We start from the raw sequence: 25,605 nt of genomic DNA on the forward strand, positions 1-25,605 counted from the left end.
CTATAAATACTCGCTTTATCTATGCAAATTTCAGACTACATAAGAGACGTTCAAGACTTTCCTAAAGAAGGAATTACTTTTAAAGATATAACACCTTTGCTGGCAGATAAGACCGCTTTCGCGAAAGCGGAAGAAATTCTATACACACTAGTGCCAGAAGTAGCAATAGATGTTGTGGTAGGAATTGAAGCGAGAGGTTTCTTTTATGGACCACTACTTGCAAAAAGACTCAATGCTGGATTTGTACCCGTACGTAAGCCTAATAAACTACCTTATACAACCATTAAGAAAGAATATGATCTCGAGTATGGTACAGATGTACTAGAGATGCACAGTGACGCTATAAAGCCGGGAGATAAAGTGTTATTACACGATGATGTACTCGCCACGGGAGGGACGGCTGCTGCGGTAGTTGCAATGATTGAGGAGCTAGGGGGAGAGGTAGTACAGTGTAATTTTATTATAGAACTCGATTTCTTAAATGGTAGAAGCAAGCTGCCAGGTAAACACGTTGCTGCTGCTATAACGTATTAAAAACTGTACTGAAGACTAAAGTTAGGAGTGATCCCTAAAGATTTTACCGTAATTTTTTGAATTTCATCATTGCTATTTATGAGATAATAGGTGTTGAGTATATTATTGTTGTCTAGTAAATTCCATATAGAGGCTCCTACTTGTACATTTTTAGAAAACAGCTCAAATTTATAAATAGCAGATACGTCAAATCTCAAAAAGCTATCTGAAACACTACTGTTAGGTAGGTCATATATGATTTGACCATTTACAATAGGGTTTTCTTCTCTTGGGCTGGTGAGAGGTGTACCCGTACGCCAGTTAAAGCCTAGTGAAAATTTAAAATCATTAATAGTATACGTAGAGCCGTAGGTGAGTGAGTGCCTTATGTCTGTATTATTTGGGAAGCGTCTACCGTTATTTAAACTCTCAAAATCAAAATTATTCTTACTAAAAGAGTAGGAGAGCCAGGTTCCAAATTTTTGAAACTGTTTGTTTACCAAAAAGTCTATACCCATCACATCATATGAGCCTACCGCATTTGTAAATTGAAACTGATTTTGAAAACCTTGACTACGTGAAGAAATTCCATCTACATTTTTAATATATCCTTCTACACTTAACAGCCATTTACTCTTTGTATAGTCGAGGCTTACAGAAGCTTGTTTGCTCTTTAAAATAGGAAACGAATCATCATTTGCCGCAATCCAGCGACTACGTTGCAATCCTAAAAAGTCATTAGGTTGATCAATTATTTGAAAAATAGACTGACTTTTAAACTCTCCCAAAGCACTTATTTTTAAAAAACTCAAAAACCGCTGGCTAAAGCGTACTCTAGGCTCTATAATGAGGGTATTAAAAGTATCGAGATAATTACCTCTTACTCCCGTTATAAATTGTGTCCCTTTTGAGGGAGAGAGGTAAGAAAGTTCAGAATAGAGGCTATGTGTACGTATTACGTCGCGCTCATTATTAAAAAAGATGGGCCTATTAGTTTGTGCTAAGTTACGTGCGCCCACCTCTGTAAATTGATAGCCATTGTTCCAGATAAAGGTATCGGAGAGTTTGCTGCTTAGCTGAAGTTTTACTCCTACATCTAGTACCTCGTTTTCTTGATCTAGTTGTTGTCCGTTTTCTAAGTTAAAATTACGTGCATTAAGATTGTAATTTGATAGGTAAAGCTCTACATCTGTCGTGTGTTTTTTATTCCAGTTTCTGGTGTAAACTAGTCTTGCACCATTATTACTCTGGTTAATACCGCTACGCTCATTTATTTCTAAGGCTCTAATGGTCTCATCATACCCTAACTTATTATAGATTGTGGTTGCACTAAGCTTAAGTTTGTCCTTTTTTGAAATATCATAAATAAGATTTGTACTTACATCATAAAAGTAAAAATTGAGATCTGAGACTTGTGATTCTTTATCACTATTTATACTCAAGTCTGTATCTTGAAAAATACGATCGGTATAGCTTGTATATGTAGGGCTTTGTATGAAATCAGTATTAGAGCGTCTTGCAGAAAGAGAGAGGGTAAGTTTTTTTGAGACCGGAAGTGTAGCAAATCCTTTAAGATGAAGCAAGTTTGCACTCACACTGCCCTCATAATCTGTAGCGACTTTATCATCTAGTTCAATATTTATAGTACCAGATACACCATCTCCGTATCGTGCGCTTGTGCCATTTTTAATAACTTCTACACGCTTTGTTAGGTAAGGATTAAAGGCAGATATAAGACCAAAAAAATGTCCAGATTGATACATTTTAATACCGTCCCATAAGATAAGATTTTGATCATTTGTGCCTCCACGTATATTTACATCAGATACAGTTTCTTCTGTGCTAAAAATACCGGGCAATGCTTGTACAGCTTGCAAAACATCAGGTTCTATTATGCCTGGTAGTATCCCAAATTGTTCTGGGATGATACGCGTGATTCCAGATCTGGATTTTGAAATCCCTGTTGTAAGAAGGTTAGAGATGTAAATCTGGTCAAGCTCTTGTACCTCATTAATGATATTTTCTGTAATAACTATAAATCGCTCATTAAGAAAATCAAATGTGAGATCTGTATTGTTCTCAATATATTCTAGTGCTTGCGTGAGTGTAGACCCTTTAGATATATCTTTTATATATGTGGGAGCTACAATATGATCTGCATAAGAAAAGCTTACATTAAAAATAGCCTCTAGATTATTTAAAACTGTAGCTAGCGGAAGCGTTGCTGTATTTTGTTCTTGAGATTTTAGATCAGAAAAAAATAAACAACAAAGTAAAGTGAAGAATGTAAGTACACTTTTTTTAGTCACGTGATAAAGTTACCTTATTTCCCTGTTTTTTATGGGATAAATTAAACGGTAAGCTTATTGACTTTAAAGCAATCTCCATATCAAGATGTGTAAATGTACCAGTAAAGAGTAGGTTTTCTACTTCTTTATCTAATGATACAGTTACGTTATAATGTCTCTCAAATTCTTTAAGTACTTCACCTAGAGGTGTTTTTTCAAACGAGGTTTCATTAACTATCCAAGAGGGTTGAGATAGCGCAGTGCTGGTATTTGTACTAGCTATTTTTACGCTTTCGCGAAAGCGGTCTCCAGGTTTTAATATCACAGTATGCTCGCCAGTATCAACTTGTACTGATCCCTCGTAGCAGTATACTTCAAACTTATCATCTCTATTGCGCACATTAAACTGGGTCCCTAGTACTGAAATCACACCATTAGAAGTCTCAACGCTAAATGTAGCACCTTTTGCCACCTGAAAGTAGGCTTCGCCATCTAGCGTCACAGCTCTAAATTCATCCCAAGTCGCTGGGTCATAATATAAATCAGACATTGCATTAATCGTAACAATAGAATTATCTGGTAGAGTCACAACCTCTTTTTGAGCAATGGCAGTTGTTATCTCAACGGTTTGTTGTGATAATGTAGTAGCATAATAAATACCAGCAAACAAGATGAGAATTGCCGCGACTTTAAGAAATGGCTTGAGATAGATTATTCCAGATTTTTTCTTGCTGTCTAAGCTAGTCTGTAATCTCTCATACTCTTGTGTAGCCTTATATGCTGGTGGTACAAGCTGTTTTGTGGTCTCTGCGATACGCACAAGATCTTCGTAATCCTCAAGACGCTTAAACTCCTGAAGCTCTGCCTCAGACAGCTCGTTGTCTAACCACTTTGTTATTAATTGTTCTCTTTCCATAGTATTACCTGTGTATATAACAGTGTGTGTTGAGAAAGTCCTACTTAAGTTCTGTAATTTCTTTTTTAAGCTTTGCCAGCGCCCCGTAGATGCGCTTTTCTACAGCCTTTTTTGAGATGCCTAGCATCTCTGCTATTTCTTTATGTTTTTTACCTTCTATTCTGTTTAATAGAAATGCGCTGCGTTGCGCCTCACTTAGTTTTGCAATGGCCGCTTGTAATCTTGCATTGTATTCTTGTTCTTCAAGCACAAACTCTGGCGACTCATTTGTATAATTTTGAGGTTTTGTTTTCTGAAACTTTAAAACAACCTTTTGATGCGCATAGGCATTTAACGTGAGATTATTTGCAATGGTAAAGAGGTAGCTTTTTGCTTTTTCTTCAGGTACTTTTGAGCAATTTTCCCATAACTTCACAAATGCTTCTTGCACCTTATCTTCAGGACTGTAGAGGCTCCCGTATTTGTAATATAGAAAATTAAAGAGGTTTTTAGAATGCGCCATAAAGACTCTGTTATAAACAGTTTCCTTACATACGCCTTCTGTGTTTTTTGTGCTCATTAATAGTGCAATATTAAATAAACGTACATAATTACTGCGGTTAGGTAGGAGTTTTTTAAATCTAGATGTTCTATAATTGTAATCATAGAATCGATTACCAAATTATGAGTACTAAAAAACTGTCTTTGCATTTTATAACTACAAGCCTTCTTTTACTAGGAGTGCTTTTAGGTACCTCTAGTTGTCAAGATGACTTATCTCAAGATGAAGACTTTGTTGACGTTATAGACGAGGCAAATGCGAGCGCACAGTTACTACAGTATATTAATAACGTAGCACTTAATGATGGCTCTGTAGATAATATCATAGACAGAGCGAGCTGTCTCGAGATGGTACTGCCTATGACTATAGAATTAGGACCATCTACGTTTACAGTAGAAAATGAAGAAGATCTTATTACGGTAGAGGAGTATCATTATGAAAACCCCGCAGATTCTATTACGATAAACTATCCAGTAGATGTAATTTTAATGAACCACGAGGTGGTTACTGCTAGCTCACAAGATGAAATGGATGCGCTTGTAGCAACTTGTAGTGATCCTAGTATTGCAGATATAGATATAGAATGTGTAGACTTTGATTACCCAATCACGTTTAATACGTTTGACCCAGAGTTTCAAGTAGCAACGACTGTTACCGTTACGAGTGACGCAGAGATACTTGAGTTTATAAGTACATACATAGGCACAAGTACGGTGATAGGACTTACGTTTCCCATCACTCTTATTAACCACGACAGTACAAGTACAGAAATAGTAGATTATAATGAACTAGAAGAGGCACTTGCTACTGCTATCTCAAGTTGTGATGAAGATGATGGCATAGACTTCGAGACACAACAAGGCTGCCCACAAGAGCAAATAGATCAATATCTCACAAGCTGTTACTGGCAAATCACATCATATAATGAGGAAAATACGTTAAGTAATTATACCTTTTTCTTTAGTGTAGATAATGGTTATATGTTCTTTTATGATGTAAATACATTTGTTGAGTCTACCTGGTCTACCTCACAGTCTGATCAAGGAGGTGTACTCTCTTTTCCGAGTATTTCGGTGCTTAGTCAAGAATTACAAGGCGACTGGATAGTTACGGAGTGCAGCACCACCACATTATTAATGCAGCGAGGTGATGACACACTCGTTTTTGAACGTAACTGTTTTAATGAGCCACTTGACTGTTTTACAAGTTCCATACTGGGTGTTTGTGATAATGGTACTACAAATGAAGCCAGCCTAAATCTTGAAGCAGCTCTTTTAGGTTGTGATACCACAGAGGTAAATGTAGATTACTACATTTCTGAAGCAGATGCAATGGCAGAGATAAATGCTATTCCAAATCCAGAAACGTATGAGTTTACTGGTGATATAGTAATCTGGTCACGTATAAGTCTACTTAGTGATCCTAGTACATATAAAATTATATTCTTAGACCTCACTGTGGTAGATTGTTGTGATAATCCACAATTATACTTGGAAGATGCTATTATATATATGCCACTTTCTGAGTATCCACTTGAGCTTATAAGTGGTTATTACAATGAGAATGCTCTTAATGAGTGCGTGATAGATAGAGATGGTAACGACCACTGTTCTATCGCTTTCTCACAAGACGACTTTACTATACCAGTGACAGATGAAAATATGCTTGTGCAGGGAAATGCATATTCTATAAGTATATGGTTTAAAATGCAGAATGAAATTGCAGGAGATTACGAGGTGTTTTTTCAAAAAGGAACCACAACTGGAGAAGGTTTTCAGCTGGGAGTATATGACTTAAACACACCTTTGTTTTCATCTGGAAACTTTAGCATATGGGATGAAGACTGGGCAAACGAGACAGACGTTGCTTGGAATAATACAGACTGGCATCACCTAGTTGTTACCGTAGATGAGGGTAACACTGTAAAGCTTTATAGGGATGGTATTTTACGTAATGAGGTAGTAAATGCAACGCTAGATATAGGCAACACAGCACTTAATGTATACACACTTGGACAGGGCTTTCAAGGTCATCTAGATGACCTTAGAGTTTATAACAGTACTTTAAATCCTACTGAAATCAATCAACTCTATGCTTTAGAAGGAGATTGTTACACCTGTCTATAGAGCAGCTCAATTTTTAAGGTTATTGAGCTGTATAAAGGGCTATCTTCTCAGATAGCCCTTTATTTTTGATGGTTCTTACAGTATTACGCTTTCGCGAAAGCGTAACTATGAGCATTTCTTAATTAGTATCTCCTGTGGTTTTTTCTACATTAGGTAATCTATAGCTTTTTACAGCTCCCAGAAGTCCTATTATGGATAGAGCAAGTATCACACTCTCAACAGAGACTAGTGATAATACAGCACTTAGACCACCAGTGACTAGAAGTATGAGACCTATAATTGTATTACTTACAGAGACATAATTTGTTCTCTCATTACCACTTGCCATATCTATAATGTAGGTTTTTCTCCCTTGACGCACACCGCTATGAGCAACTCCTAAAACAAAGAAAGCAATAGGGTATAGCCAGAGTTGCGTTTTAAAATCACCAGCAAATGTGATTATTAAAAAAAGGATTAAACCACAAAGCGATGCTATGGTAACGGCATATGCCATTGTGTTTTTACTAGACTTATCTGCCAGTTTACCCCAGTACGGAGAGCTCACGATAGATGCAAGGCCATTTGATATAATAAGTAAGCCTAGTAAATAACTGGTGTCTTTTACACTATTTTGAGCAACAGTAACATAAAACGGTGCAGAGAGTGCAGAGCAGAGCAAAAGAGATCTTGCTATAACAAAATCTCGTAGATGTTTATCATCTTTTAATAGTTTAAGATTATCTGCTATACTGTTTTGCTCGCCAGCCTCATTTTCAATAGGAGTGGGAAACTCTTTTACAGAAGCATATATCACAGAAGCAATAATCCACATTGAGGCTGCAAAGAAAATTAGGTTAGTATAAAACTGAATGTTTTCTGTTGTTTTTGAAGTGTAGGTTATATACAGCCCAGATATAAGTACTAGTATGCCAGAAAAGGAGGAGGTATAACCGCCTAGTCTCCCTCTACGAGTTTTTGGTATCGTTTTACCCTTAATATCTTTAGAACTTACTGAGGCAAGACTACGAGCTAAACTAAAAATGATTAAACAAACTATGATTAACCAGCCAGCCACTTTTTTATCAAAGTGTAATGAGACGAGACCTATAGCAGCAATGGCTACCCCTTGTATTATAGAACCTACTACCCAAATGTATTTACGTATAGGTTTTTTCTTTACGTAATTTGAGATTGCTACCTGCGGGATAAGAGCGCCAGACTCGCGTATGGGTACAATAAGACTTATAAGAAACACAGGAGCATTTACATAATTCATTAACCAAGTGAGTACTGTTTTTGGGTTACTCAGGGTGTCACCTAGTTTTGTAAAAGTGTGAGTAAAGAGTATGGTAAAAAAATTACTAGCTACGTGATTGCAAGCCTCATCTGTTATGCCCTTGCATACACGATCTTCACTTTCATTATTGAGGTAATCATAAAGTTTATTAAAAGTAGATGTAAGCATATGGTGTGACTAAGTAGGAGGTATGTTTCTTATACTGATCCTAAATATACGTTATTTTACAAGGCGTTTATGTAGAATGATATGTTACCGTTATGTATACGCTTTCGCGAAAGCGTAAAAAAAAAGAAGACCTTACGATCTTCTTTTTTTTAATTGTACTCTCACTACCGTTATACCTATAAGGATAAGCAATATGCTTGCGGCGGCTATTTTGCCAAATATAAGCCATAGAAGCCAGTAGGCTAGTAGCAGTGCACTAGCATAAAAAGAGACTGCTAGCAGCATTACAAAGTATAAGGCTATTGTTTTCATTTACTCGGTATTCTTATTTTGTCTTAGGCTCAAAAACTGGTAATAGCTTAGTTGATACTTCGCCAAAACCTATGCGCGGGTAATCCTTAGACTTAGAGTAACCACGTATAATTACCGTGTCATTATCTTCTATAAACTTGCGGTCACCGCCTTCTTTAAGTTTTACAGGTTTCTCACCTCTCCACGATAACTCAAGCATAGAACCATATGAGTCTGGTGTAGATCCAGATAGTGTACCACTACCCATCATATCTCCAGCATTTACAGGGCAACCATTTACTGTATGGTGAGCAAGTTGCTGGCTCATATTCCAGTACATATATTTAAAGTTAGACTTACACACGGTAGTCTCCTTCATACCTTCTGGCTGTAATGCCACCTCAAGGTTAATATCAAAACTCTTTTTACCTTCAAACTTAAGGTAAGGTAAAAGCTCTTTTTTAGGCGCTGGACTTTCTACTCTAAAAGGCTCAAGAGCATCTAGTGTGACGATCCAAGGTGAGATAGATGAAGCAAAGTTTTTTGCAAGAAACGGTCCTAGTGGCACATATTCCCATTTTTGAATATCACGTGCACTCCAGTCATTAAAGAGCACTAGTCCAAAAATATTTTCTTCGGCTTCTTCTGTAGAGATAGATTCTCCCAGATTATTTGCATCTGTTGTTATAAAAGCCATCTCAAGTTCAAAATCTATAAGTCTTGATGGGCCAAATATTGGGTTTGTCGCACCGTTAGGTAGCTTTTGTCCTTTTGGTCTGTGTACTGGTATTCCAGATGGTATTACAGAAGAGCTACGACCGTGATATGCGACAGGTAGGTGTAACCAGTTAGGCATAAGCGCGTTTTCTTCTCCACGGAACATTGTACCCACATTAGTCGCGTGCTCTATACTTGAGTAAAAATCTGTGTAATCACCTATTTGTACTGGTAGTTGCATTTCTACCTCTTCTAGTTTAAAGATAACCACGTCACGATCTTTTGCATTGTCACGCAGTGCAGCATTGCTCTCCTCAAAGATTTCAGAAATGCGATTACGTACGAGTCGCCACGTCTTGCGACCATCTGCAATAAAGTCATTAAGGGTATCTTGTAAAAAGATATCATCTGTAAGAGGTATGCCCTCAAAGTATCCTAGTTGGTGTAGTGCACCTAGATCTATTGCATAATCACCTATGCGTGTACCTATTGTGATTACATCATCACGAGTTAAGAACACCCCAAAAGGAATATTCTGTATGGGAAAATCTGTATTCTTAGACGTGTCTAACCACGTTTTTCTAGAAGGATCGTTTGCAGATAGAGGCATTCTATATGTTTTAATAAGTTGTTTGTAAATCTCTTCCTCAAATATATGATTTATAGCATTCTTAAAAAGAGATTGTAGTATTTTTGTATCACTTTAACAAACATCTTAAATATGCAACGAGATACCGCCATTTTTGACCTAATACAAGAAGAAAAAGAACGCCAACTTAATGGCCTTGAGCTTATTGCTTCAGAAAACTTTGTGAGTGACCAGGTAATGGAAGCCGCAGGATCTGTACTAACTAATAAATATGCAGAGGGGTATCCCGGTAAGCGCTATTATGGTGGTTGTGAAGTAGTAGACGAGGTTGAGACACTAGCTATAGAGCGTGCAAAAGAGCTTTTTGGAGCAGCTTATGCAAACGTACAGCCGCACTCAGGTTCTCAAGCAAACACGGCAGTTTTTCACGCTTGTTTAAAACCAGGAGATAAGTTTTTAGGTTTTGACCTTGCTCACGGTGGTCACTTAACACACGGGTCGCCAGTAAACTTTTCTGGTCGCTTGTATAACCCCGTTTTTTACGGAGTAGATAAGGAAACAGGATTACTTAATTACGATAAAATACAAGAAATAGCAACTGCAGAGCAGCCTAAAATGATCATAGCAGGTGCCTCTGCATACTCACGTGAGATTGATTATAAACGCTTTCGCGAAATTGCAGACTCAGTAGGCGCCATCCTTCTTGCAGATGTTGCTCACCCAGCAGGTCTTATTGCAAAAGGAATCATAGCAGACCCTATACCACACTGTCATGTAGTAACAACTACTACGCACAAAACCCTAAGAGGGCCACGCGGTGGAATGATACTTATGGGTGAAGATTTTGAAAATCCTTTTGGAATCACACTTAAAAGTGGAAAGAAACGTATGATGTCTTCTCTACTGGATAGTGGTATTTTCCCAGGTAACCAAGGAGGACCATTAATGCACGTGATAGGAGCAAAGGCAATTGCCTTTGGAGAAGCACTTACAGATGAGTTTTTACACTATATGGTGCAGGTTAAGAAAAATGCAACTACACTAGCAGATGCACTTGTGCTTAAAGGGTATGATATTATATCTGGAGGTACAGATAACCATATGATGCTTATAGACCTACGCAATAAAGATGTAACAGGTAAAGCTGCCGAAGAAGCGCTAGGTAAGGCAGACATTACGGTAAACAAGAATATGGTTCCATTTGATGATAAGTCACCATTTGTAACTTCTGGTATACGTATAGGTACTGCAGCAGTAACTACACGTGGTCTTGTAGAAGGTGATATGCACGAGATTGCAAACTTTATAGACAAGGCAATACAGCACCACGATAATGATGAGGTGCTAGAAAACGTTGCAAAAAGTGTGAACGAGATGATGGGGCACAGACCATTGTTTAAAGCATAGTAAACACATATTTATGTAAAAGCCAGTAATTATATTGCTGGCTTTTTTTATGTTTGTTTGTAACAAAAGCTTAAAAGCGTACACCTACCGTAAGAGATTAAGATTTATGAAACATATACATTTTAACAAGAATAATTGGTTCTGGGTAACACTACTAGTACTTTCTCTGGTATGTATAGTCGCAGGCACCTTTGAGTTTTATGAATTTGAAAATCCTGGTATAAATAAGAAGATTGCTGCGGCTGGCTTCTTACTACAGGTGATATATTTTTTTCGATTTTTTATCTATAAGAATGATGTACAGGTTACTAAAAATGTAATAATGATACGTCTCAACTCGTGGAATGGTAAACGCATATATTTTGACCACATCGCTAGTACAGATCTTACAGAAAGCTCTCTTATAGTAACTAAAACCAATGGCGAGTACATCACTTTTGATGCAAAAGGAATTCACCCAGATGATTTGCAAAAATTAAACGAGCTCTTATTAAGAAAGTTAGAAAGCCCCATAAATATAGGGTAGTGCCCTATTTTAGACTTGTGAGTATCTATCCTGATTAAGGTTTTAAAACCAGTTTAATCAAAAACAGAAGCACTACAAACCCTATAAAACCTAGCAATACCCATTTACTTCCTTTGTATTGCTTTTTATGTAGCTTAAGATCTTTGCGATAGCTCCATATAATGAGTGTTATGAAAGCAATCACAAAAAAAAGTACGAATATAACCTGACCAGTGCTAAACATTTGGAGTATTTTAGAAGTGTAAAAATACGTATGAGTACGCTTTCGCGAAAGCGTAATAAAACAAATTTAACTTATGAAAAATAAAATAGCAGCTGTAACCCTTTTTCACGATACTTATGGGCTGGATAGAAAGGCTACGCCTACAGCTCAACTCTCTAAAGCCAAAAATGAGTTACGTTATAACTTGATGAAGGAAGAAAATGAAGAGTATCTAGAAGCAGCAAATAATGGAGATCTCGTAGAAGTGGCAGATGCGCTAGGGGATATGCTGTATATTTTATGTGGGACTATTATAGAACACGGTATGCAAGATAAGATAGAGGAGGTTTTTAATGAGATACAACGTTCTAATATGAGTAAGTTGGGTGAAGATGGAAAGCCTATCTATAGAGAGGATGGTAAAGTACTTAAAGGGCCTAACTATTTTAAGCCAGACATTGCAAGTATACTTAACAAGTAAAAACTATAAAAAAAGCCGCTCTCTTAAGAAAGCGGCTTTTTTTATATAGTAGTAAGGTTTTTACTCCTCTACTTTGATACCCATTTTTGCAAGTACAGCCATTGTGATGTCTGATGCAGGATCTGCATATGCAAAGTTATTATTGTTACCTATAGTAAGGATGTGTGAGAAGCCTTGCTCTTTTGCCACTGTAGTTACAACTTCACCTATTTTTTTATAAAGTGGTTGTACTACTTCAGATTGCTTAAGTTGTAAAAGCTGTGCTCCGTTCTGACGAAATTTTGAAATATCATCTTCTAATGAAATGATTTCTCCTTGCTTAGTTTTTCTTTCTTCGTCTGTAAAGCCTGCTTGTCCCGCTTGGTATAGTTTTACTTTTGCTTCATAATCTTCAATCTTTACCTTCATTTGAGACTCAAGATCAAGATTGTATTTTTTTACTTCTTCATTTGCAGCAGTAAGCTCTGGCATTTTTGTGAGGATAAAATCTGCATCTACAGTTCCTACTTTACTTTGTGCAAAAGCTGTTGCTGTAAATAGCACGACTAACATTGCGAGTACGAGTTTTTTCATTGTATGTGTTTTGTTAAGGTTTATCATTTGCGCGTGCAAATATATGTGATTGAAGACAATATCTGTGCCAAGGGCGCTTTTTTAAGTAAAGAGCTGTCCTCTGTGAGGTTTTAAGTCGTCTCTCACTGGTTTCATTGCTTCTTTGTCTACTACAAGGTAAGCAAGTGCAAAGTCTTCAGATTGTTTTTCTACTCCTGTAATAGGGGTGGCTAGTTCTTTTGCACTTGCATACTCCTTTAAGTGTATCTCGTGGTGAAGAGCAATCTTCTCTGCGTCTGGACCTCTAAAGTCCCATATAAGTTTAAGTCTTTCCAATGGTGATGATCTTAATATTCTTATGCCAAAAATATATAATATGCTTCTTACTCAAGGGTATATATGTACTAAAGATTACTTAAAACCGTTGGTATTGCACAGTAGTTGATTATGCCTATTTTTGCAATTATCTAAACCCTTATATGCGTTATCTTTTTATAGTATGTTTTTTATTCTCTTTTGCTTTAACGGGGCAAGAAAAAGTGCTACTTAAAGTAAATGATGAAGAAGTAAGTACAGAAGAATTTATACGTGTTTACGAGAAAAACTTATCACTTATTAAGGAGGTAGAACATAACTCTCCAAAACAGTATCTTGATCTCTTTATAGATTATAAGCTCAAAGTGCAAGAGGCATATAAGCAAGGGCTTGATAAGAAACAGGCTTATCAAAAAGAGATTGCATCATATAGGTTACAACTAGCAAAGAATTACCTTAATGATGTGCAAGTAACAGATGATCTTGTAAAAGAGGCATACTTTAGGAGTAAAAATGAGCTTCGTGCTCGACATATACTTATACGACTTCGTCCAGATGCATTGCCTAAAGACACTCTCGTAGCCTATAATAAACTTATAGCTGCTCGTGACCGTATCATTAAAGGGGAGGATTTTAATAAGATTGCCCGTATTTATAGTGAAGATCCATCTGCAAAGCAAAATGGTGGAGACCTAGGTTGGTTTAAGGCTTTTAAAATGGTTTATCCATTTGAAAATGCTGCGTACAGTACACCGATACAGGAAGTCTCAATGCCTTTTAGAACAAATTTTGGTTATCACATTGTACAACCTACAGCGACAAGAATATCACAAGGAACTGTACAGGTAGCACACATTATGGTTTCTTTAAATCAAAAGGATAGTACAGTCTCACCAGCGGCTAAGATTATTAAAGTAAAAGAACTTCTAGATTCTGGAGCAGATTTTGAAACGCTAGCTCTCAATTACAGTGATGATAAGAATACCGCAAAGAAAGGCGGTGTGATCAATGCGTTTGAAAAAGGACAACTTAGTAGTGATGTTTTTGAAAAGACAGCTTTTAATCTCAAAAGCATAGGAGAAATTTCAGAGCCTTTTAAAACAAAGTTTGGCTGGCATATCCTTAAGTTAGTAAAGAAAAATCCACTACAGGCATTTGAAGAGATAGAAGCTTCCTTAACACAAAAGGTTACAAGAGATGCCAGAGCACGTGTTTTATCTGAGGCTTTATATGAAAAACTACGTAAGAAATATAATGTAACAGAAGAGGTAGCAATTGTAGAATACTTTACAAGTGTCTTGCCAGAAGTGTATAACAGAGAGGAACAATTATTTACAGATAAGAGCGCATTAACAAGAACAGCCTTTACCATAGGTGACGAGACTTTTTTATACAGTGATATAGCAAAGGTGATTGATAACAAGCTTAAGCGAAAAAACTATACATCACGTTCATATTTTGTAGAAAATGAGGTGGCAAATTTTATAAATGACGCGCTTAAAACATATCATCTAGCACATTTAGAAGAAGAAAATCCTGGATTTAGGTCTCTTATTAATGAATATAAAGAAGGATTGTTGCTATTTGATCTTTTAGAAAGCCAGATTTGGAAGAAAGCGCAAAAGGACTCTGTTGGGTTAAGAGCTTTTTATAATGCAAATGCACAAAACTATAAAACTCCTAAAGTATATAACACACGAGTATTTACTACAAAACAGAAGGAAATAGCAACCACGTATAGAAAGCGTCTACTTAAGGGAGAAAAAAGTGAGATAATTATAGAGGCACTTAAAGTGAAATATAAATCACCCTTAATTGTTTCTAACAGAGAGATTGTTGAAGAAAACCTCCCATTTTCGGGAGATAATAATCTTGGTGTAAAAAACGTAATAACAGAAGGAGACAATTATATCTTGTACGAGGTTTTGAGTATAGATGAAGCAAAGTTAAATACACTGGCAGAGTCGCGAGGGGCAGTAATGAGTGATTATCAAAAGTACTTAGAGACTAATTTTGTGAAAGAATTGAGAAAAAATAGTGAGATCAATGTTAATACAACAATCTTAAACAACCTTGAAAAAAGATATGATGAGTAGATATATAACGGTCTTACTATATAGCTGTGTTGCTATACTCATATCTAGTTGTAGCTATTTTCAGAAAACTGAAGAAGAGACTGTCATTGCTAGAGTAAATGACCATACACTTACAGAAGAAACATTAAAAGATATTCTATCATCAAATACAATTACAGATAGTGCATCTTTTGTGCAAAACTACATAAATAATTGGGCGACAGACCAGTTGTTGCTTGATGGAGCAATGCGCAATTTACCCAAAGATGACCAAGAAGAATTTGAAGCGCTAGTGGCAAATTACAGAAAGGATTTATACATACGTTACTATAAAGATGCACTTATTAATAAGCAGCTTGACAGTGTTGTTTCAGATGTAGAAGCTACGACCTTTTATGAAGACAATAAACAGAATTTCTTGCTCAATGAGCCCTTGTTGCAGTTTAAGTTCATACAAGTAGAAGAGGACTATAATGGCTTAAACGATTTAAAAAAGCGATTTAGAAGTTCAGATTATGAAGATGCAAAAATATTAGACTCTCTTAAGTTTCAATATAAAAACCATTTTCTTAACGACTCTATATGGGTAAAAGAGCGGGTTGTCATAAACCAAATAAATATTATTAACAACGAAAATTCAAAACAGTTGTTAAAAAAAACCAATTTCATACAGCTACGAGATTCATTAGGATTATATTTGATCGCTGTAAAAAATACGTTAGGTCGCAATGATATCGCACCATTAGAATATGTGCGCCCTACTATCAATCAGATTATTAATAACAAAAGGAAGTTAGCCCTTATAAAAAGGCTTGAAAAGGAGATTAAGGATGATGCTATTAAAAACAAGAAATTTGAAATTTACAACTAACATATTAGTCCTACTTTTTGCTATACAAATAGGTTTTGCACAAACTACAGATGTAACATCAGAGCCTGTAACTACACAGGTTGAAGAAGTGGCAGTAGTAAAAAAGGATACCGTAAAAATATCTTATGATAAATTTAAGGTAGACGGAGTAGCAGGTGTAGTAGGTGAGTACCTTATACTTGAGAGTGATATAAATAAATTTCTTTCAGATATAAAAAACCAAGGGCAAGCAGCTTCAGAGGTTACACCTTGTCAAGTAATGGGTAATTTACTTGAGAGTAAATTACTTGCACACCAAGCGGTACAAGATAGTCTTATAGTGCAAGATGCTAGAGTAAACGGAGAAGTAGATCAAATTATACAACGTTTTTCGAGTCAGTTAGGTTCAGAACAAAAGGTTGTAGAATTCTACAAGAAAGATAATATGGCAGATTTAAGAGCCGAGCTTTTTGGAATTAGAAAAGACATTATCTTATCAGAATTAATGAATGATAAAATCATTGAGACGGTAGATGTTACACCAGACGAGGTTAAGACATTCTTTGAGAGTATTCCAGAAGATCAAGTACCTACAGTAGGAGTAGAGTTAGAAATATCAAGAATCGTAATTGAGCCTAAAGCTTCAGAAGAAGAGCGTCAGAAGGTGATAGATCGTCTTAAAGGTTTCCGTAGTGACATACTTGAGAACGGGAGTAGCTTTGCTACAAAAGCTGTACTATATACCCAAGATCCAGGTTCAAGACCAGAAGGAGGACTTATGGTAATAGACCGAAATACACCACTTGTAAAAGAGTTTAGAGACGTTGCCTTTAGTCTTCAAGACGGAGAGATAAGTGAGCCTTTTGAGACAGAGTTTGGTTTTCACATTGTTTATGTAGAAAAAACAAGAGGAGAACGTAAGGACATACGTCACATACTGCTTGTACCAGAAATTAAAGAAGCTCAAGAAGAAGAAGCAAAAGATCTTGTGAAACTCGTAAGAAAGCGCATTATAGACGGTGAGTTAACTTTTGAAGAGGCTGCAAAGGAGTTTTCAGATGAAGAAGAAACTAAGTATGATGGAGGTACGCTTACAATACCACAAACAGGTAGCAGACGTTTTGAGCTTACTAAAGTAGATCCAGACATTTACTCAAAAATAGATGACCTTGAGGAGGGTGAGGTATCACTTGTTTTTACAGATCAAACTAGAACAGGGCAAAAGCAGTATCTTTTGTACTCAGTAAACAATAGACTTGAAGAGCACAAGGCAGACTATGTAAATGATTACATAAAGATTAAAGAGCTTGCCTTACGCCAAAAGCAAATTAAAGCCATCGAGAAGTGGCAAGAAGAAAAAATTGCAGAAACTTATATCAAAATCAATGGAGAAAACCGTGATTGTGATTTTGTAAGTAACTGGTTAAAAAAATAAAGAAATAGATGTCTGACGTTGCAGCCATAAAGAATCTTGTGCAAAAGCACGGATTACTCAAAACAGAAATATCAAAAATAATAGTAGGTCAAGAAAAAGTGATAGATGAGATTCTTCTCTCTATTTTTTCTGGTGGTCACGCTTTATTAATAGGTGTTCCTGGGCTTGCAAAGACATTAATGGTAAACACTATTGCTACTACCTTAGGTCTTGATTTTAAACGTATACAGTTTACTCCAGATTTAATGCCTAGTGATATATTAGGATCAGAGATACTAGATGAGTCTAGACAGTTTAAGTTTATTAAAGGCCCTATCTTTTCTAATATTATTCTAGCAGATGAGATTAACCGTACACCACCTAAGACACAAGCAGCCCTTCTAGAAGCAATGCAAGAGCGTGTGGTTACAGTTGCCGGGCAGAGATATCCTTTGTCATTACCATATTTTGTACTAGCTACTCAAAACCCTATCGAGCAGGAGGGTACCTACCCACTGCCAGAGGCACAGCTAGATCGCTTTATGTTTTCTATTAATCTTGATTACCCATCTTTTCAAGAAGAGGTAGATGTTGTAAAAGCGACCACATCAGATAGTAAGCCAACAGTAAGTGCATTATTAAATGCAGCTCAGATTATAGAGTTTCAGCAACTAGTGAGGCGTATCCCTGTTGCAGATAATGTAATAGAGTATGCAGTAAATCTAGTAAGCAAGACAAGACCTAAGACAGAAAAGGCAGCTCAGATTGTAAATGATTACATAGACTGGGGAGCGGGACCACGTGCATCTCAAAACTTAATACTGGGAGCAAAGACACACGCAGCTGTAAATGGTAAATTCTCTCCAGATATAGAAGATGTGCAAGCCGTAGCTACCGGTATCCTTAGGCACAGAATGATTAAAAACTATAAAGCAGAGGCAGAGGGACTCACTATAGAGTCTATTATTAAAGATCTTTTTTAGTACGCTTTCGCGAAAGCGCTATTACCTAATTCTTCATATACAGCAAGTGATTGATAAACAGTACAATGTTTATTGTGGGTTTGTATTGTCTAATTTTTTTCTCAATATCTGCCATATTTAAGGTATTTCAATACCTAAGTAAAAACACAAATTTGTGTATTTCATCGAATATTTGTGTTTTTCAACGATGATTTGGGCTGTTTATTATACATTTGAATTATATGCCCCAAATCATAAGTATAATGAAGAAATATATATACTACACAGCTTTAAGTTGTTTACTAGCTTTTACCTCTTGCTCAGTAGAAGAAACGGTACCTAATAATACATTGGGTAATGAGAACGGATTTCAGTACAATAGCGTTGCTTACATTACAGATATGGTATATGTAACACCACAGGGAGACGTGATACTTTCTAATAGTAATCTCTCTGATGATGGATCTGCAAGTGATGTAGATGTGGCTGTATTTAAAACTACTGAGAATAACTTGCTAGAAAGATCATATTATGTAGGAGGTGATCTCACAAATTTTGTTACCGTAGCAAATGGTAATCTTAATCAAGGAGAAGTGACAGACGGCGACTTTATTCTTGATCAGGATAATGTTTCTTCTGGTTTTTTTAGAATTGTTTCAGTAGATAGAAATAAGAAAGAAATCCACATCATTTTTGAATTTCAGCGCACAGATGGTGATCTAGTAGCTGGCTCTTTTGATGGAAATTATGCATTAAGTACATTTTAATACAACGTTTTCGCGAAAGCGTAATTATCAACATATAAATTTAACCCCTTCAAATTATTAATATGATAATTTGAAGGGGTTCTTTTTTAGAATTGTGTAATCTGAAGTTTAATTTTTATGCACCTTCATAAATCTCACTTTCTCTAGATGAAGCGCCCATTGTACTATTGCTATTAAGTAGGGTATTTTGTACTTTCGTAGACCGTTTTTAGAACGGAATTATTTAACAACCTAATACATAAATATATGGCATTTGATATTGATATGATCAAGAAGGTTTATGCAAGTATGGCAGAGCGTGTAGACGCGGCTCGTGATCTTGTAGGTAAGCCCCTTACACTTTCTGAAAAGATTTTATATTCTCACCTTTGGGATGGGAAGCCTTCTACGGCATTTACACGTGGTAAAGACTACGTAGACTTTGCTCCAGATCGTATCGCTTGTCAAGATGCTACGGCGCAAATGGCGCTATTGCAGTTTATGCAGGCTGGTAAGGATAAAGTAGCAGTGCCTACAACGGTACACTGTGATCACCTTATACAAGCAAAAGAAGGTGCAGCAACAGACCTTAAAAATGCAAACAATGTCTCTAGCGAGGTTTTTAACTTCTTAGAGTCGGTTTCAAATAAATACGGTATTGGTTTTTGGAAACCAGGAGCTGGTATTATACACCAGGTAGTTCTTGAGAACTACGCATTTCCAGGAGGAATGATGATAGGTACAGATTCTCACACAGTAAACGCTGGTGGTCTAGGTATGGTAGCGATAGGAGTAGGTGGAGCAGATGCTGTAGATGTTATGGCTGGTATGGCTTGGGAGCTTAAATTCCCTAAGCTTATAGGTGTAAAACTTACAGGTACTATTTCTGGATGGACAGCGCCAAAAGACGTTATCCTTAAAGTAGCAGAGATTCTTACTGCAAAAGGAGGTACAGGTGCTATTGTAGAGTACTTTGGCCCTGGAGCAGAGTCTTTATCTTGTACTGGTAAAGGTACTATTTGTAATATGGGAGCAGAGATAGGAGCAACCACTTCTACATTTGGATATGATGCTTCTATGGAGCGTTACTTACGTGCTACAGATCGTGCAGATGTTGCAGATGCTGCAAACAATGTAAAAGAATATCTTACTGCAGATGCAGATGTTTATGCAAATCCAGAACAATACTTTGACCAAGTAATAGAGATTAACCTTACTGAGCTTAACCCATTACTTAACGGTCCTTTTACTCCAGACCTTTCTACAGCTGTAGGGTCTGATATGACAGAAAAAGCAACAAAAAATGAGTGGCCACTAGAAGTAGAGTGGGGACTTATAGGTTCTTGTACTAACTCTTCTTATGAAGATTTATCTAGAGCTTCATCTATTGCTCAACAAGCAATAGATAAAGGAATAAAAATGAAGGCAGAGCTTGGTATCAACCCAGGGTCTGAACTTGTACGTTATACAACAGAGCGTGATGGTATCTTAGATATTTTTGAAAATCTAGATGCTAAGATATTTACAAATGCTTGTGGACCTTGTATCGGGCAGTGGGCTCGTTATAGCGATCCTAAAAATGCGCCAAAAAACAGTATCGTACACTCGTTTAATAGAAACTTTGCAAAGCGTGCAGATGGTAACCCAAATACACACGCCTTTGTAGCATCACCAGAGATTACTGCTGCTATAGCAATTGCTGGTAGATTAGATTTTAACCCAATGACAGATACGCTTCTTAATGAAGATGGTCAAGAGGTTAAATTTGATGAGCCTACAGGATGGGAATTACCTCCTAAAGGATTTGAAGTACAAGATAATGGTTACCTAGCTCCGGTAGAAGATGGAAGTGGTGTCGTTGTAAGTGTATCTCCAGATTCTGAAAGGCTAGAGCTCTTAACACCATTTACACCTATCCAAGATAGTGAGATGCAGGGTATGAAGTTACTTATCAAAGCATTTGGTAAGTGTACAACAGACCACATCTCTATGGCAGGACCTTGGTTACGTTATAGAGGACACTTAGATAACATTTCTAACAACTGTCTTATAGGTGCTGTAAACGCCTTTGGAAAAAAGACAAACTTTGTTAAAAATCAACTTACAGGTGAGTATGGTGGAGTGCCAGACACACAACGTGAGTATAAAAAGGCAGGAATTAAAACTGTAGTTGTAGGAGATCACAACTATGGTGAAGGTTCTTCTCGTGAGCACGCGGCAATGGAGCCTCGCCACCTAGGCGTAGCTGCAGTGATTGTAAAATCTTTTGCACGTATACACGAGACAAACTTAAAGAAGCAAGGTATGTTAGGTCTTACCTTCCAGAACGAGGCAGATTATGACCTTATTCAAGAAGATGATACTTTTAACTTTGTAGATATTGCAGATTTTGCTCCAGATACTCCACTTACAGTTGAGATCGTTCACGCAGATGGAAGCAAAGACACTATTAAAGTAAACCACACGTACAACGATGCTCAAATCGCTTGGTACCGTGAGGGAAGTGCTCTTAACTTAATCAAAAAAGAGAACGCTGCATAAGCACATCTCTTTTAAGTATATAAAAAACTCCGCTAGTAATAGCGGAGTTTTTTTTGTTTATGCTGGTTTGCCTGTGTAAGCTCCAGATGAGTAGGTTAACTCATAACTATGTGTGTATACCTCAAAAACAATCCCAAAAGGATCTTCTACATAACACATCTTAAATGGTTTCTCTTTTGGGTAATACTCACGTATAGGCATTCTTTGTTTTCCACCGTGAGCGACTATTTTATCTACTAGCTCTTCAATTTGAGGATCTTGTATACAAAAATGAAATAATCCAGTATGAAATGGATTAAAAGCAGGAGCTTCTTTGACTCCGTGCGGAAATGAAAATAGCTCCACACCGATACCGTCTGATGTGGCTAGGTGCGCAATTTCAAATTCTTCCCAGTCTGTACCAAAAACATCAATACACATTTGCCCTATCGCAGTATCTGTTTCTTTTTTTACGGTAGATGGTTCCATAATTACATACCATCCCATAACCTCTGAGTAAAATTGTACTGCAGCTTTTATATCTGGAACGGTGAGCCCAATGTGGGAAAATGACTTTGGGTAATTATTTTCTGTTTTCATAGATTGTTATTTTAAAGTCAAAATTAGAGTATATTGTACCCTAAGGCAATAACGCACCATAAAGTATGATAGTTACTAAAAGGTGTAAAATAATGATTGTCAATTAAGTAAAAATAAAACTTTTGGAAAATAATAATATTTGCCCACTCCATTATACAATGCAACTTATAGGCACAAAGTGGAAACCGCTAGTTCTTTTTCATTTACTTGACCAGCCACTTAGATCTGGTCAACTCCAAAAGCACATTAATGGGATATCAAATAAAATGTTTACTCAAACGGTAAGAGAGCTCGAGAGGGATGGACTGGTTTTTAGAAAAGTATATCCTGTTGTGCCTCCTAGGGTGGAGTACGGTCTCACTAAGAGAGGAGAAACGCTTAGAGATATATTACTCAGTTTAGATAAATGGGGAGTAGATGATGCGACGAGTAGTTAGTATTTATAAGATACTCTTGTGATGATTAGTAGTTTTGAGTACGCTTTCGCGAAAGCGTGATTCACCTTTCAATATTTACTATAGTTGTAAGAAAATGTTAAAATGTTCGACATAGCTTATGATCACTAACTTCATATTGCGATGTCAAAAATTTGGTTTTTAGAAGATGTAAATGTTTTTGGAGCCTTATGCCCACACAAAACAAAAAGATATAGAGAGCGTAATCATTTTTGCCAGTACGGAAAGCAAGATTATATCTACTTTGAAGAAGATGCGGCTACAAAGGTCTATCTTATAGAAAAGGGTAAGGTAAAACTAGGTTACTATGCCGAAGATGGTAAAGAAGTGGTACGTGCAATACTTACAAAGGGAGAATTATTTGGCGAAAAAGCAATACTAGGTGAGGAGTCTCGCAGTGAGTTTGCACAATCGCTAGATGCTCAAACTATGGTGTGCCCAGTGCCAGTAGGGCAGATGCAGGAGTTAATGCGGTCTAATAGAACCTTTAGTCTTAAAGTATATAAGTTTTTAGGAATGCGTTTTAAAAAATTAGAACGTCGCTTAGATTTATTACTTTTTAAGGATGCCACGACTCGTGTAAAGGAATTTCTTGATGAACTTGCCGAAGATTTTGGCTACTGCTGCCCAAATACTGGAGACACAGTAATAAAACACCCATATACACAAAAAGATATTGCCAGTCTTATAGGAACCTCACGTCCTACTTTAAATGCTATAATGAATGATCTCAAGGAAGTAAATTTTTTAGACTTCTCGCGCAATGAAATTAGACTTAAAGTCGCATAATTTTTCCAAATGTAAGCTAGCTTACATTTAAAGATGACAGATGGTAATAGTTTTACAGTATAAAAAACAAATTACTATCAAATGAAAAAACAATTGCTATTAGGATGCTTAGCTCTAGGAGCTTTATTTGCATCTTGTGAGTCTGATGATGACAACACAAACACAATCACTCCAGAGGCAGGTATGCTAGAAGGAGGTCCATTTACATTCTTTGTAGACGGTATGCCAGATATGGTAACAGGAGTCTCAGTGAGTGGTGAACTTGCCGGTGACGTTACTACCTTTGTGGTAACAGATGCAGATCGTAATATTTTAGGAATCCCACCTACAATTGATGCCTTAGAAGGAGTAAACTTTGATGATGCTGGAGTAGGTGCTTGTTATGTGTACCATCTTGCTTATCAAGACGGTCTAGCTGGACTTGCAATGGGTGAAAATCTAGATGACTTTTCTGGAGATTTTGATTTATCTAACTTTATTATCGTAAATCGTAATGCAGGACCTATGGCAGCAGAGATTGTAGGAGGACCTTTTGAGTTTTGTGTAGATGGAACACCAGATATGGTGAGCGGTTTATCACTTACTGGTGATTCTGTAGGGTCTGAGAGGACGTGGGTAATCACATCAGACACAGGGGAGATTTTAGGATTACCACCTACACTTGAAGCGGTACAAACTGTAGTAGATTTTGATGCTGCCGGACCAGGAGTATGTCTTATATGGTATATGAGATATGAAGAAGGCGTAGAGGGTCTGGAAGTAGGAGGGAATACAAATGATCTCACTGGACCTTTTGATCTTTCAGAACCTGTAGAAGTTGTGCGTAACCAAACCCTAGCTGCCGAAATTACGGGAGGTCCTTTTACCTTTACTGTAGATGGCACTCCAGATATGGTTTCTGGTTTAGGCCTTACGGGTGACAGTATGGGCTCGCTTAATACTTGGGTAATTACATCAGATACTGGTGAGATTTTAGGATTGCCACCTACGCTTACAGCTGTAGAGGGAGTAAACTTTGATGATGCAGGTACAGGCGTTTGTCTTATCTGGTACCTACGTTATGAAGACGGACTTGAAGGTTTAATGGTAGGAGCAAATGCAAATGATCTAGAAGGATGTTATGATCTTTCTGAGCCTGTAACGGTTACTCGTAACTAGCGGTTACACCATTTTAATAATAAAATATGTAAGTTTAATGCGTGTATACGACTGTTGTATACACGCATTATATTTTATGAAAAAGCAAAAGAAGTTTACCTGGCAAAATGTTCTATTTATAGTAGGGATATTGTTGTTACTTATACCACAAACTAGAACGCCTATACAGGTGGCCTTAAATAAAGTTAAGGTGGCAATTTTTTCTCCTTCCGCTTTCGCGAAAGCGGACCAGCAACAACTTAAACCATTTACATATAGCCTTACATCACTAGATGGAGCGCCTAAAGAAGTATCTATAGGAACAGGAAAAGTAACGTTTATAAGTTACTGGGCTACCTGGTGCCCGCCTTGTATAGCAGAGCTACCATCTATAGAAGCTTTATATGAGGATTATGGCGACAAAGTAGAATTTTTACTTATCACAAATGAAAACCCAGAAGTAGTAGCCAGGTTTATGGCAAAAAAAGATCACAAACTACCGGCAGTCTTACCGGCTATGGAAACTCCAAAACAACTCTTTGAGCGTTCTATACCTACAACATATATTATAGATAAAACAGGTCATATCATTATAAAAGAAAAAGGAGCATCAAACTGGAACAGCGATGCTGTGCGTACTACACTAGATGAGCTTATTGCCGAAGATTAATCTTCCATTCTCCAGAAGATAAATGGAATCTCTGTATCCTCTGCAGAGATGGTCGCTGTGAGCACATCATCAAAGTACGAGTACGTAATTACCTTTGGGAACTCATTATCAGGATTTACAGCTGTAAATGCACTATTTGTATGTTGAGTAATTTTAAAAAGTGTAGGGTTTTCATTAGGACCACTTATAGAAAGTATCCACTGTTCTTGCTTTTTGTAAATGCGCATACGTTCATTAAAAACTGTATCCTCGTCTTCTATAGTATAACCGTGACCTCTCAAGTCTTCGCTAGTTGCCGCCCTCCAGTGTTCTGACGTTGCACTACCACCTTTACTATTAGTACGTTCCCAATCACCTATGAGGTAATCAAATTGACTACTAACAACAGCGTGTTTCTCTTCATTTTTACAAGAGTAGAGAAGGAGTGTAAAGAGAGATAATAAAAGTAATGTGTAGCGCATAATGATGACGATTAT

Annotated in this window: 25 protein-coding genes; 15 read left to right on the forward strand and 10 right to left on the reverse strand. The window is 36.9% G+C overall.

Annotated features, from left to right (window positions below; all coding sequences use genetic code 11):
* Positions 1 to 21 precede the first annotated feature (21 nt).
* Positions 22 to 534, forward strand: a complete 513-nt coding sequence (locus ACJJVM_RS00575; protein ID WP_405210426.1) for an adenine phosphoribosyltransferase — start codon at positions 22 to 24, stop codon at positions 532 to 534.
* Here the strand turns inward: ACJJVM_RS00575 and ACJJVM_RS00580 are convergent.
* Genes ACJJVM_RS00580 through ACJJVM_RS00590 form a run of 3 tightly spaced genes read right to left on the reverse strand, consistent with a single transcriptional unit; the run spans position 531 to position 4,276 of the window.
* The gene (locus ACJJVM_RS00580; protein ID WP_405210427.1) at positions 531 to 2,822 is read right to left on the reverse strand and encodes a TonB-dependent receptor plug domain-containing protein; all 2,292 of its coding nucleotides are present in this window, start codon (positions 2,820 to 2,822) and stop codon (positions 531 to 533) included. The two genes, ACJJVM_RS00575 and ACJJVM_RS00580, sit on opposite strands and share 4 nt — an antisense overlap.
* Positions 2,815 to 3,717, reverse strand: coding sequence for a FecR family protein (locus tag ACJJVM_RS00585; protein ID WP_405210428.1), 903 nt, complete (start codon positions 3,715 to 3,717; stop codon positions 2,815 to 2,817). The genes ACJJVM_RS00580 and ACJJVM_RS00585 overlap by 8 nt, the downstream gene beginning before the upstream one ends.
* 40 nt (positions 3,718 to 3,757) lie before the next feature.
* The gene (locus tag ACJJVM_RS00590) at positions 3,758 to 4,276 is read right to left on the reverse strand and encodes an RNA polymerase sigma factor (protein ID WP_298351057.1); all 519 of its coding nucleotides are present in this window, start codon (positions 4,274 to 4,276) and stop codon (positions 3,758 to 3,760) included.
* 104 nt (positions 4,277 to 4,380) lie between these two features.
* Between ACJJVM_RS00590 and ACJJVM_RS00595 the strand changes: the two genes are divergently transcribed.
* Positions 4,381 to 6,384 (forward strand): LamG domain-containing protein, encoded by a 2,004-nt coding sequence (locus ACJJVM_RS00595; protein ID WP_405210429.1) that lies wholly within the window; start codon positions 4,381 to 4,383, stop codon positions 6,382 to 6,384.
* Between the two features lie 118 nt (positions 6,385 to 6,502).
* Here the strand turns inward: ACJJVM_RS00595 and ACJJVM_RS00600 are convergent, their stop codons facing one another.
* The 3 genes from ACJJVM_RS00600 to fahA form a co-directional block, all read right to left on the reverse strand.
* The gene (locus tag ACJJVM_RS00600) at positions 6,503 to 7,831 is read right to left on the reverse strand and encodes an MFS transporter (RefSeq protein WP_405210430.1); all 1,329 of its coding nucleotides are present in this window, start codon (positions 7,829 to 7,831) and stop codon (positions 6,503 to 6,505) included.
* Positions 7,832 to 7,963: 132 nt separating this feature from the next.
* Positions 7,964 to 8,143: a hypothetical protein gene (locus ACJJVM_RS00605; protein ID WP_298351047.1), complete on the reverse strand. Its 180-nt coding sequence runs from the start codon at positions 8,141 to 8,143 to the stop codon at positions 7,964 to 7,966.
* Positions 8,144 to 8,156: 13 nt separating this feature from the next.
* A complete protein-coding gene (gene fahA, locus ACJJVM_RS00610) occupies positions 8,157 to 9,449 on the reverse strand; it encodes a fumarylacetoacetase (RefSeq protein ID WP_298351043.1) in 1,293 nt (430 codons plus the stop codon).
* 111 nt (positions 9,450 to 9,560) lie between these two features.
* On the opposite strand from fahA, the gene glyA reads away from it, so the two are divergent.
* The 3 genes from glyA (at position 9,561) to ACJJVM_RS00625 (ending at position 12,044) form a co-directional block, all read left to right on the forward strand.
* Entirely contained in the window at positions 9,561 to 10,835 is a 1,275-nt protein-coding gene (glyA, locus tag ACJJVM_RS00615) for a serine hydroxymethyltransferase (protein ID WP_021779294.1), read from the forward strand.
* Positions 10,836 to 10,941: 106 nt separating this feature from the next.
* Complete coding sequence (locus ACJJVM_RS00620; protein ID WP_405210431.1) at positions 10,942 to 11,361, forward strand: hypothetical protein; 420 nt, start codon at positions 10,942 to 10,944, stop codon at positions 11,359 to 11,361.
* A 296-nt stretch (positions 11,362 to 11,657) separates the two neighbouring features.
* Entirely contained in the window at positions 11,658 to 12,044 is a 387-nt protein-coding gene (locus ACJJVM_RS00625) for a nucleoside triphosphate pyrophosphohydrolase family protein (RefSeq protein ID WP_298351031.1), read from the forward strand.
* A 60-nt stretch (positions 12,045 to 12,104) separates the two neighbouring features.
* Here ACJJVM_RS00625 and ACJJVM_RS00630 read toward each other — a convergent pair whose 3' ends face one another.
* Together ACJJVM_RS00630 and ACJJVM_RS00635 are read right to left on the reverse strand one after the other, a co-directional pair.
* Entirely contained in the window at positions 12,105 to 12,617 is a 513-nt protein-coding gene (locus tag ACJJVM_RS00630) for an OmpH family outer membrane protein (RefSeq protein WP_405210432.1), read from the reverse strand.
* 81 nt (positions 12,618 to 12,698) lie between these two features.
* Positions 12,699 to 12,932: a hypothetical protein gene (locus ACJJVM_RS00635; RefSeq protein ID WP_298351025.1), complete on the reverse strand. Its 234-nt coding sequence runs from the start codon at positions 12,930 to 12,932 to the stop codon at positions 12,699 to 12,701.
* Between the two features lie 143 nt (positions 12,933 to 13,075).
* Between ACJJVM_RS00635 and ACJJVM_RS00640 the strand changes: the two genes are divergently transcribed.
* The 6 genes from ACJJVM_RS00640 (at position 13,076) to ACJJVM_RS00665 (ending at position 21,499) form a co-directional block, all read left to right on the forward strand.
* Entirely contained in the window at positions 13,076 to 15,007 is a 1,932-nt protein-coding gene (locus ACJJVM_RS00640) for a peptidylprolyl isomerase (RefSeq protein WP_405210433.1), read from the forward strand.
* Positions 14,997 to 15,857: a peptidyl-prolyl cis-trans isomerase gene (locus tag ACJJVM_RS00645; RefSeq protein ID WP_405210434.1), complete on the forward strand. Its 861-nt coding sequence runs from the start codon at positions 14,997 to 14,999 to the stop codon at positions 15,855 to 15,857. The genes ACJJVM_RS00640 and ACJJVM_RS00645 overlap by 11 nt, the downstream gene beginning before the upstream one ends.
* Positions 15,841 to 17,271: a peptidylprolyl isomerase gene (locus tag ACJJVM_RS00650; protein ID WP_366880996.1), complete on the forward strand. Its 1,431-nt coding sequence runs from the start codon at positions 15,841 to 15,843 to the stop codon at positions 17,269 to 17,271. Before ACJJVM_RS00645 ends, ACJJVM_RS00650 begins: the two co-directional genes overlap by 17 nt.
* Before the next feature lie 8 nt (positions 17,272 to 17,279).
* Complete coding sequence (locus tag ACJJVM_RS00655) at positions 17,280 to 18,233, forward strand: MoxR family ATPase (protein ID WP_035324651.1); 954 nt, start codon at positions 17,280 to 17,282, stop codon at positions 18,231 to 18,233.
* A 242-nt stretch (positions 18,234 to 18,475) separates the two neighbouring features.
* Positions 18,476 to 18,979, forward strand: a complete 504-nt coding sequence (locus ACJJVM_RS00660) for a hypothetical protein (protein ID WP_298351014.1) — start codon at positions 18,476 to 18,478, stop codon at positions 18,977 to 18,979.
* 246 nt (positions 18,980 to 19,225) lie between these two features.
* On the forward strand, positions 19,226 to 21,499 hold the full coding sequence (locus ACJJVM_RS00665; RefSeq protein WP_299151357.1) for an aconitate hydratase: 2,274 nt from the start codon (positions 19,226 to 19,228) through the stop codon (positions 21,497 to 21,499).
* A gap of 57 nt (positions 21,500 to 21,556) precedes the next feature.
* Here the strand turns inward: ACJJVM_RS00665 and ACJJVM_RS00670 are convergent, their stop codons facing one another.
* On the reverse strand, positions 21,557 to 22,078 hold the full coding sequence (locus ACJJVM_RS00670) for a VOC family protein (RefSeq protein ID WP_405210435.1): 522 nt from the start codon (positions 22,076 to 22,078) through the stop codon (positions 21,557 to 21,559).
* A gap of 158 nt (positions 22,079 to 22,236) precedes the next feature.
* Here ACJJVM_RS00670 and ACJJVM_RS00675 point away from each other — a divergent pair, with 158 nt between their 5' ends.
* From ACJJVM_RS00675 to ACJJVM_RS00690, 4 genes are all read left to right on the forward strand, one after another.
* Positions 22,237 to 22,515, forward strand: coding sequence for a winged helix-turn-helix transcriptional regulator (locus ACJJVM_RS00675; protein WP_405212153.1), 279 nt, complete (start codon positions 22,237 to 22,239; stop codon positions 22,513 to 22,515).
* A gap of 141 nt (positions 22,516 to 22,656) precedes the next feature.
* Positions 22,657 to 23,322, forward strand: a complete 666-nt coding sequence (locus ACJJVM_RS00680) for a Crp/Fnr family transcriptional regulator (protein ID WP_405210436.1) — start codon at positions 22,657 to 22,659, stop codon at positions 23,320 to 23,322.
* Between the two features lie 81 nt (positions 23,323 to 23,403).
* Positions 23,404 to 24,480 (forward strand): hypothetical protein, encoded by a 1,077-nt coding sequence (locus ACJJVM_RS00685; RefSeq protein ID WP_299151367.1) that lies wholly within the window; start codon positions 23,404 to 23,406, stop codon positions 24,478 to 24,480.
* Positions 24,481 to 24,556: 76 nt separating this feature from the next.
* Complete coding sequence (locus tag ACJJVM_RS00690) at positions 24,557 to 25,129, forward strand: TlpA family protein disulfide reductase (RefSeq protein ID WP_405210437.1); 573 nt, start codon at positions 24,557 to 24,559, stop codon at positions 25,127 to 25,129.
* On the opposite strand, the gene ACJJVM_RS00695 is transcribed toward ACJJVM_RS00690, so the two are convergent.
* Positions 25,126 to 25,590, reverse strand: coding sequence for a DUF6265 family protein (locus tag ACJJVM_RS00695; RefSeq protein ID WP_299151371.1), 465 nt, complete (start codon positions 25,588 to 25,590; stop codon positions 25,126 to 25,128). The genes ACJJVM_RS00690 and ACJJVM_RS00695 overlap by 4 nt on opposite strands.
* Between the last annotated feature and the right edge of the window lie 15 nt (positions 25,591 to 25,605).

Source organism: Dokdonia sp. Asnod2-E02 (genome assembly GCF_045063915.1).
GTDB lineage: Bacteria > Bacteroidota > Bacteroidia > Flavobacteriales > Flavobacteriaceae > Dokdonia.

Coding starts and splice junctions, on each gene's coding strand:
- ACJJVM_RS00590 (WP_298351057.1), bottom strand. CDS start 4,276: ATGAGCACAAAAAACACAGAAGGCGTATGTAAGGAAACTGTTTATAAC.
- ACJJVM_RS00690 (WP_405210437.1), top strand. CDS start 24,557: ATGAAAAAGCAAAAGAAGTTTACCTGGCAAAATGTTCTATTTATAGTA.
- ACJJVM_RS00630 (WP_405210432.1), bottom strand. CDS start 12,617: ATGAAAAAACTCGTACTCGCAATGTTAGTCGTGCTATTTACAGCAACA.
- ACJJVM_RS00640 (WP_405210433.1), top strand. CDS start 13,076: ATGCGTTATCTTTTTATAGTATGTTTTTTATTCTCTTTTGCTTTAACG.
- ACJJVM_RS00595 (WP_405210429.1), top strand. CDS start 4,381: ATGAGTACTAAAAAACTGTCTTTGCATTTTATAACTACAAGCCTTCTT.
- ACJJVM_RS00660 (WP_298351014.1), top strand. CDS start 18,476: ATGAAGAAATATATATACTACACAGCTTTAAGTTGTTTACTAGCTTTT.
- fahA (WP_298351043.1), bottom strand. CDS start 9,449: ATGCCTCTATCTGCAAACGATCCTTCTAGAAAAACGTGGTTAGACACG.
- ACJJVM_RS00620 (WP_405210431.1), top strand. CDS start 10,942: ATGAAACATATACATTTTAACAAGAATAATTGGTTCTGGGTAACACTA.
- ACJJVM_RS00585 (WP_405210428.1), bottom strand. CDS start 3,717: ATGGAAAGAGAACAATTAATAACAAAGTGGTTAGACAACGAGCTGTCT.
- ACJJVM_RS00665 (WP_299151357.1), top strand. CDS start 19,226: ATGGCATTTGATATTGATATGATCAAGAAGGTTTATGCAAGTATGGCA.
- ACJJVM_RS00645 (WP_405210434.1), top strand. CDS start 14,997: ATGATGAGTAGATATATAACGGTCTTACTATATAGCTGTGTTGCTATA.
- ACJJVM_RS00685 (WP_299151367.1), top strand. CDS start 23,404: ATGAAAAAACAATTGCTATTAGGATGCTTAGCTCTAGGAGCTTTATTT.
- ACJJVM_RS00695 (WP_299151371.1), bottom strand. CDS start 25,590: ATGCGCTACACATTACTTTTATTATCTCTCTTTACACTCCTTCTCTAC.
- ACJJVM_RS00625 (WP_298351031.1), top strand. CDS start 11,658: ATGAAAAATAAAATAGCAGCTGTAACCCTTTTTCACGATACTTATGGG.
- ACJJVM_RS00670 (WP_405210435.1), bottom strand. CDS start 22,078: ATGAAAACAGAAAATAATTACCCAAAGTCATTTTCCCACATTGGGCTC.
- ACJJVM_RS00655 (WP_035324651.1), top strand. CDS start 17,280: ATGTCTGACGTTGCAGCCATAAAGAATCTTGTGCAAAAGCACGGATTA.
- ACJJVM_RS00605 (WP_298351047.1), bottom strand. CDS start 8,143: ATGAAAACAATAGCCTTATACTTTGTAATGCTGCTAGCAGTCTCTTTT.
- ACJJVM_RS00575 (WP_405210426.1), top strand. CDS start 22: ATGCAAATTTCAGACTACATAAGAGACGTTCAAGACTTTCCTAAAGAA.
- ACJJVM_RS00675 (WP_405212153.1), top strand. CDS start 22,237: ATGCAACTTATAGGCACAAAGTGGAAACCGCTAGTTCTTTTTCATTTA.
- ACJJVM_RS00680 (WP_405210436.1), top strand. CDS start 22,657: ATGTCAAAAATTTGGTTTTTAGAAGATGTAAATGTTTTTGGAGCCTTA.
- ACJJVM_RS00600 (WP_405210430.1), bottom strand. CDS start 7,831: ATGCTTACATCTACTTTTAATAAACTTTATGATTACCTCAATAATGAA.
- glyA (WP_021779294.1), top strand. CDS start 9,561: ATGCAACGAGATACCGCCATTTTTGACCTAATACAAGAAGAAAAAGAA.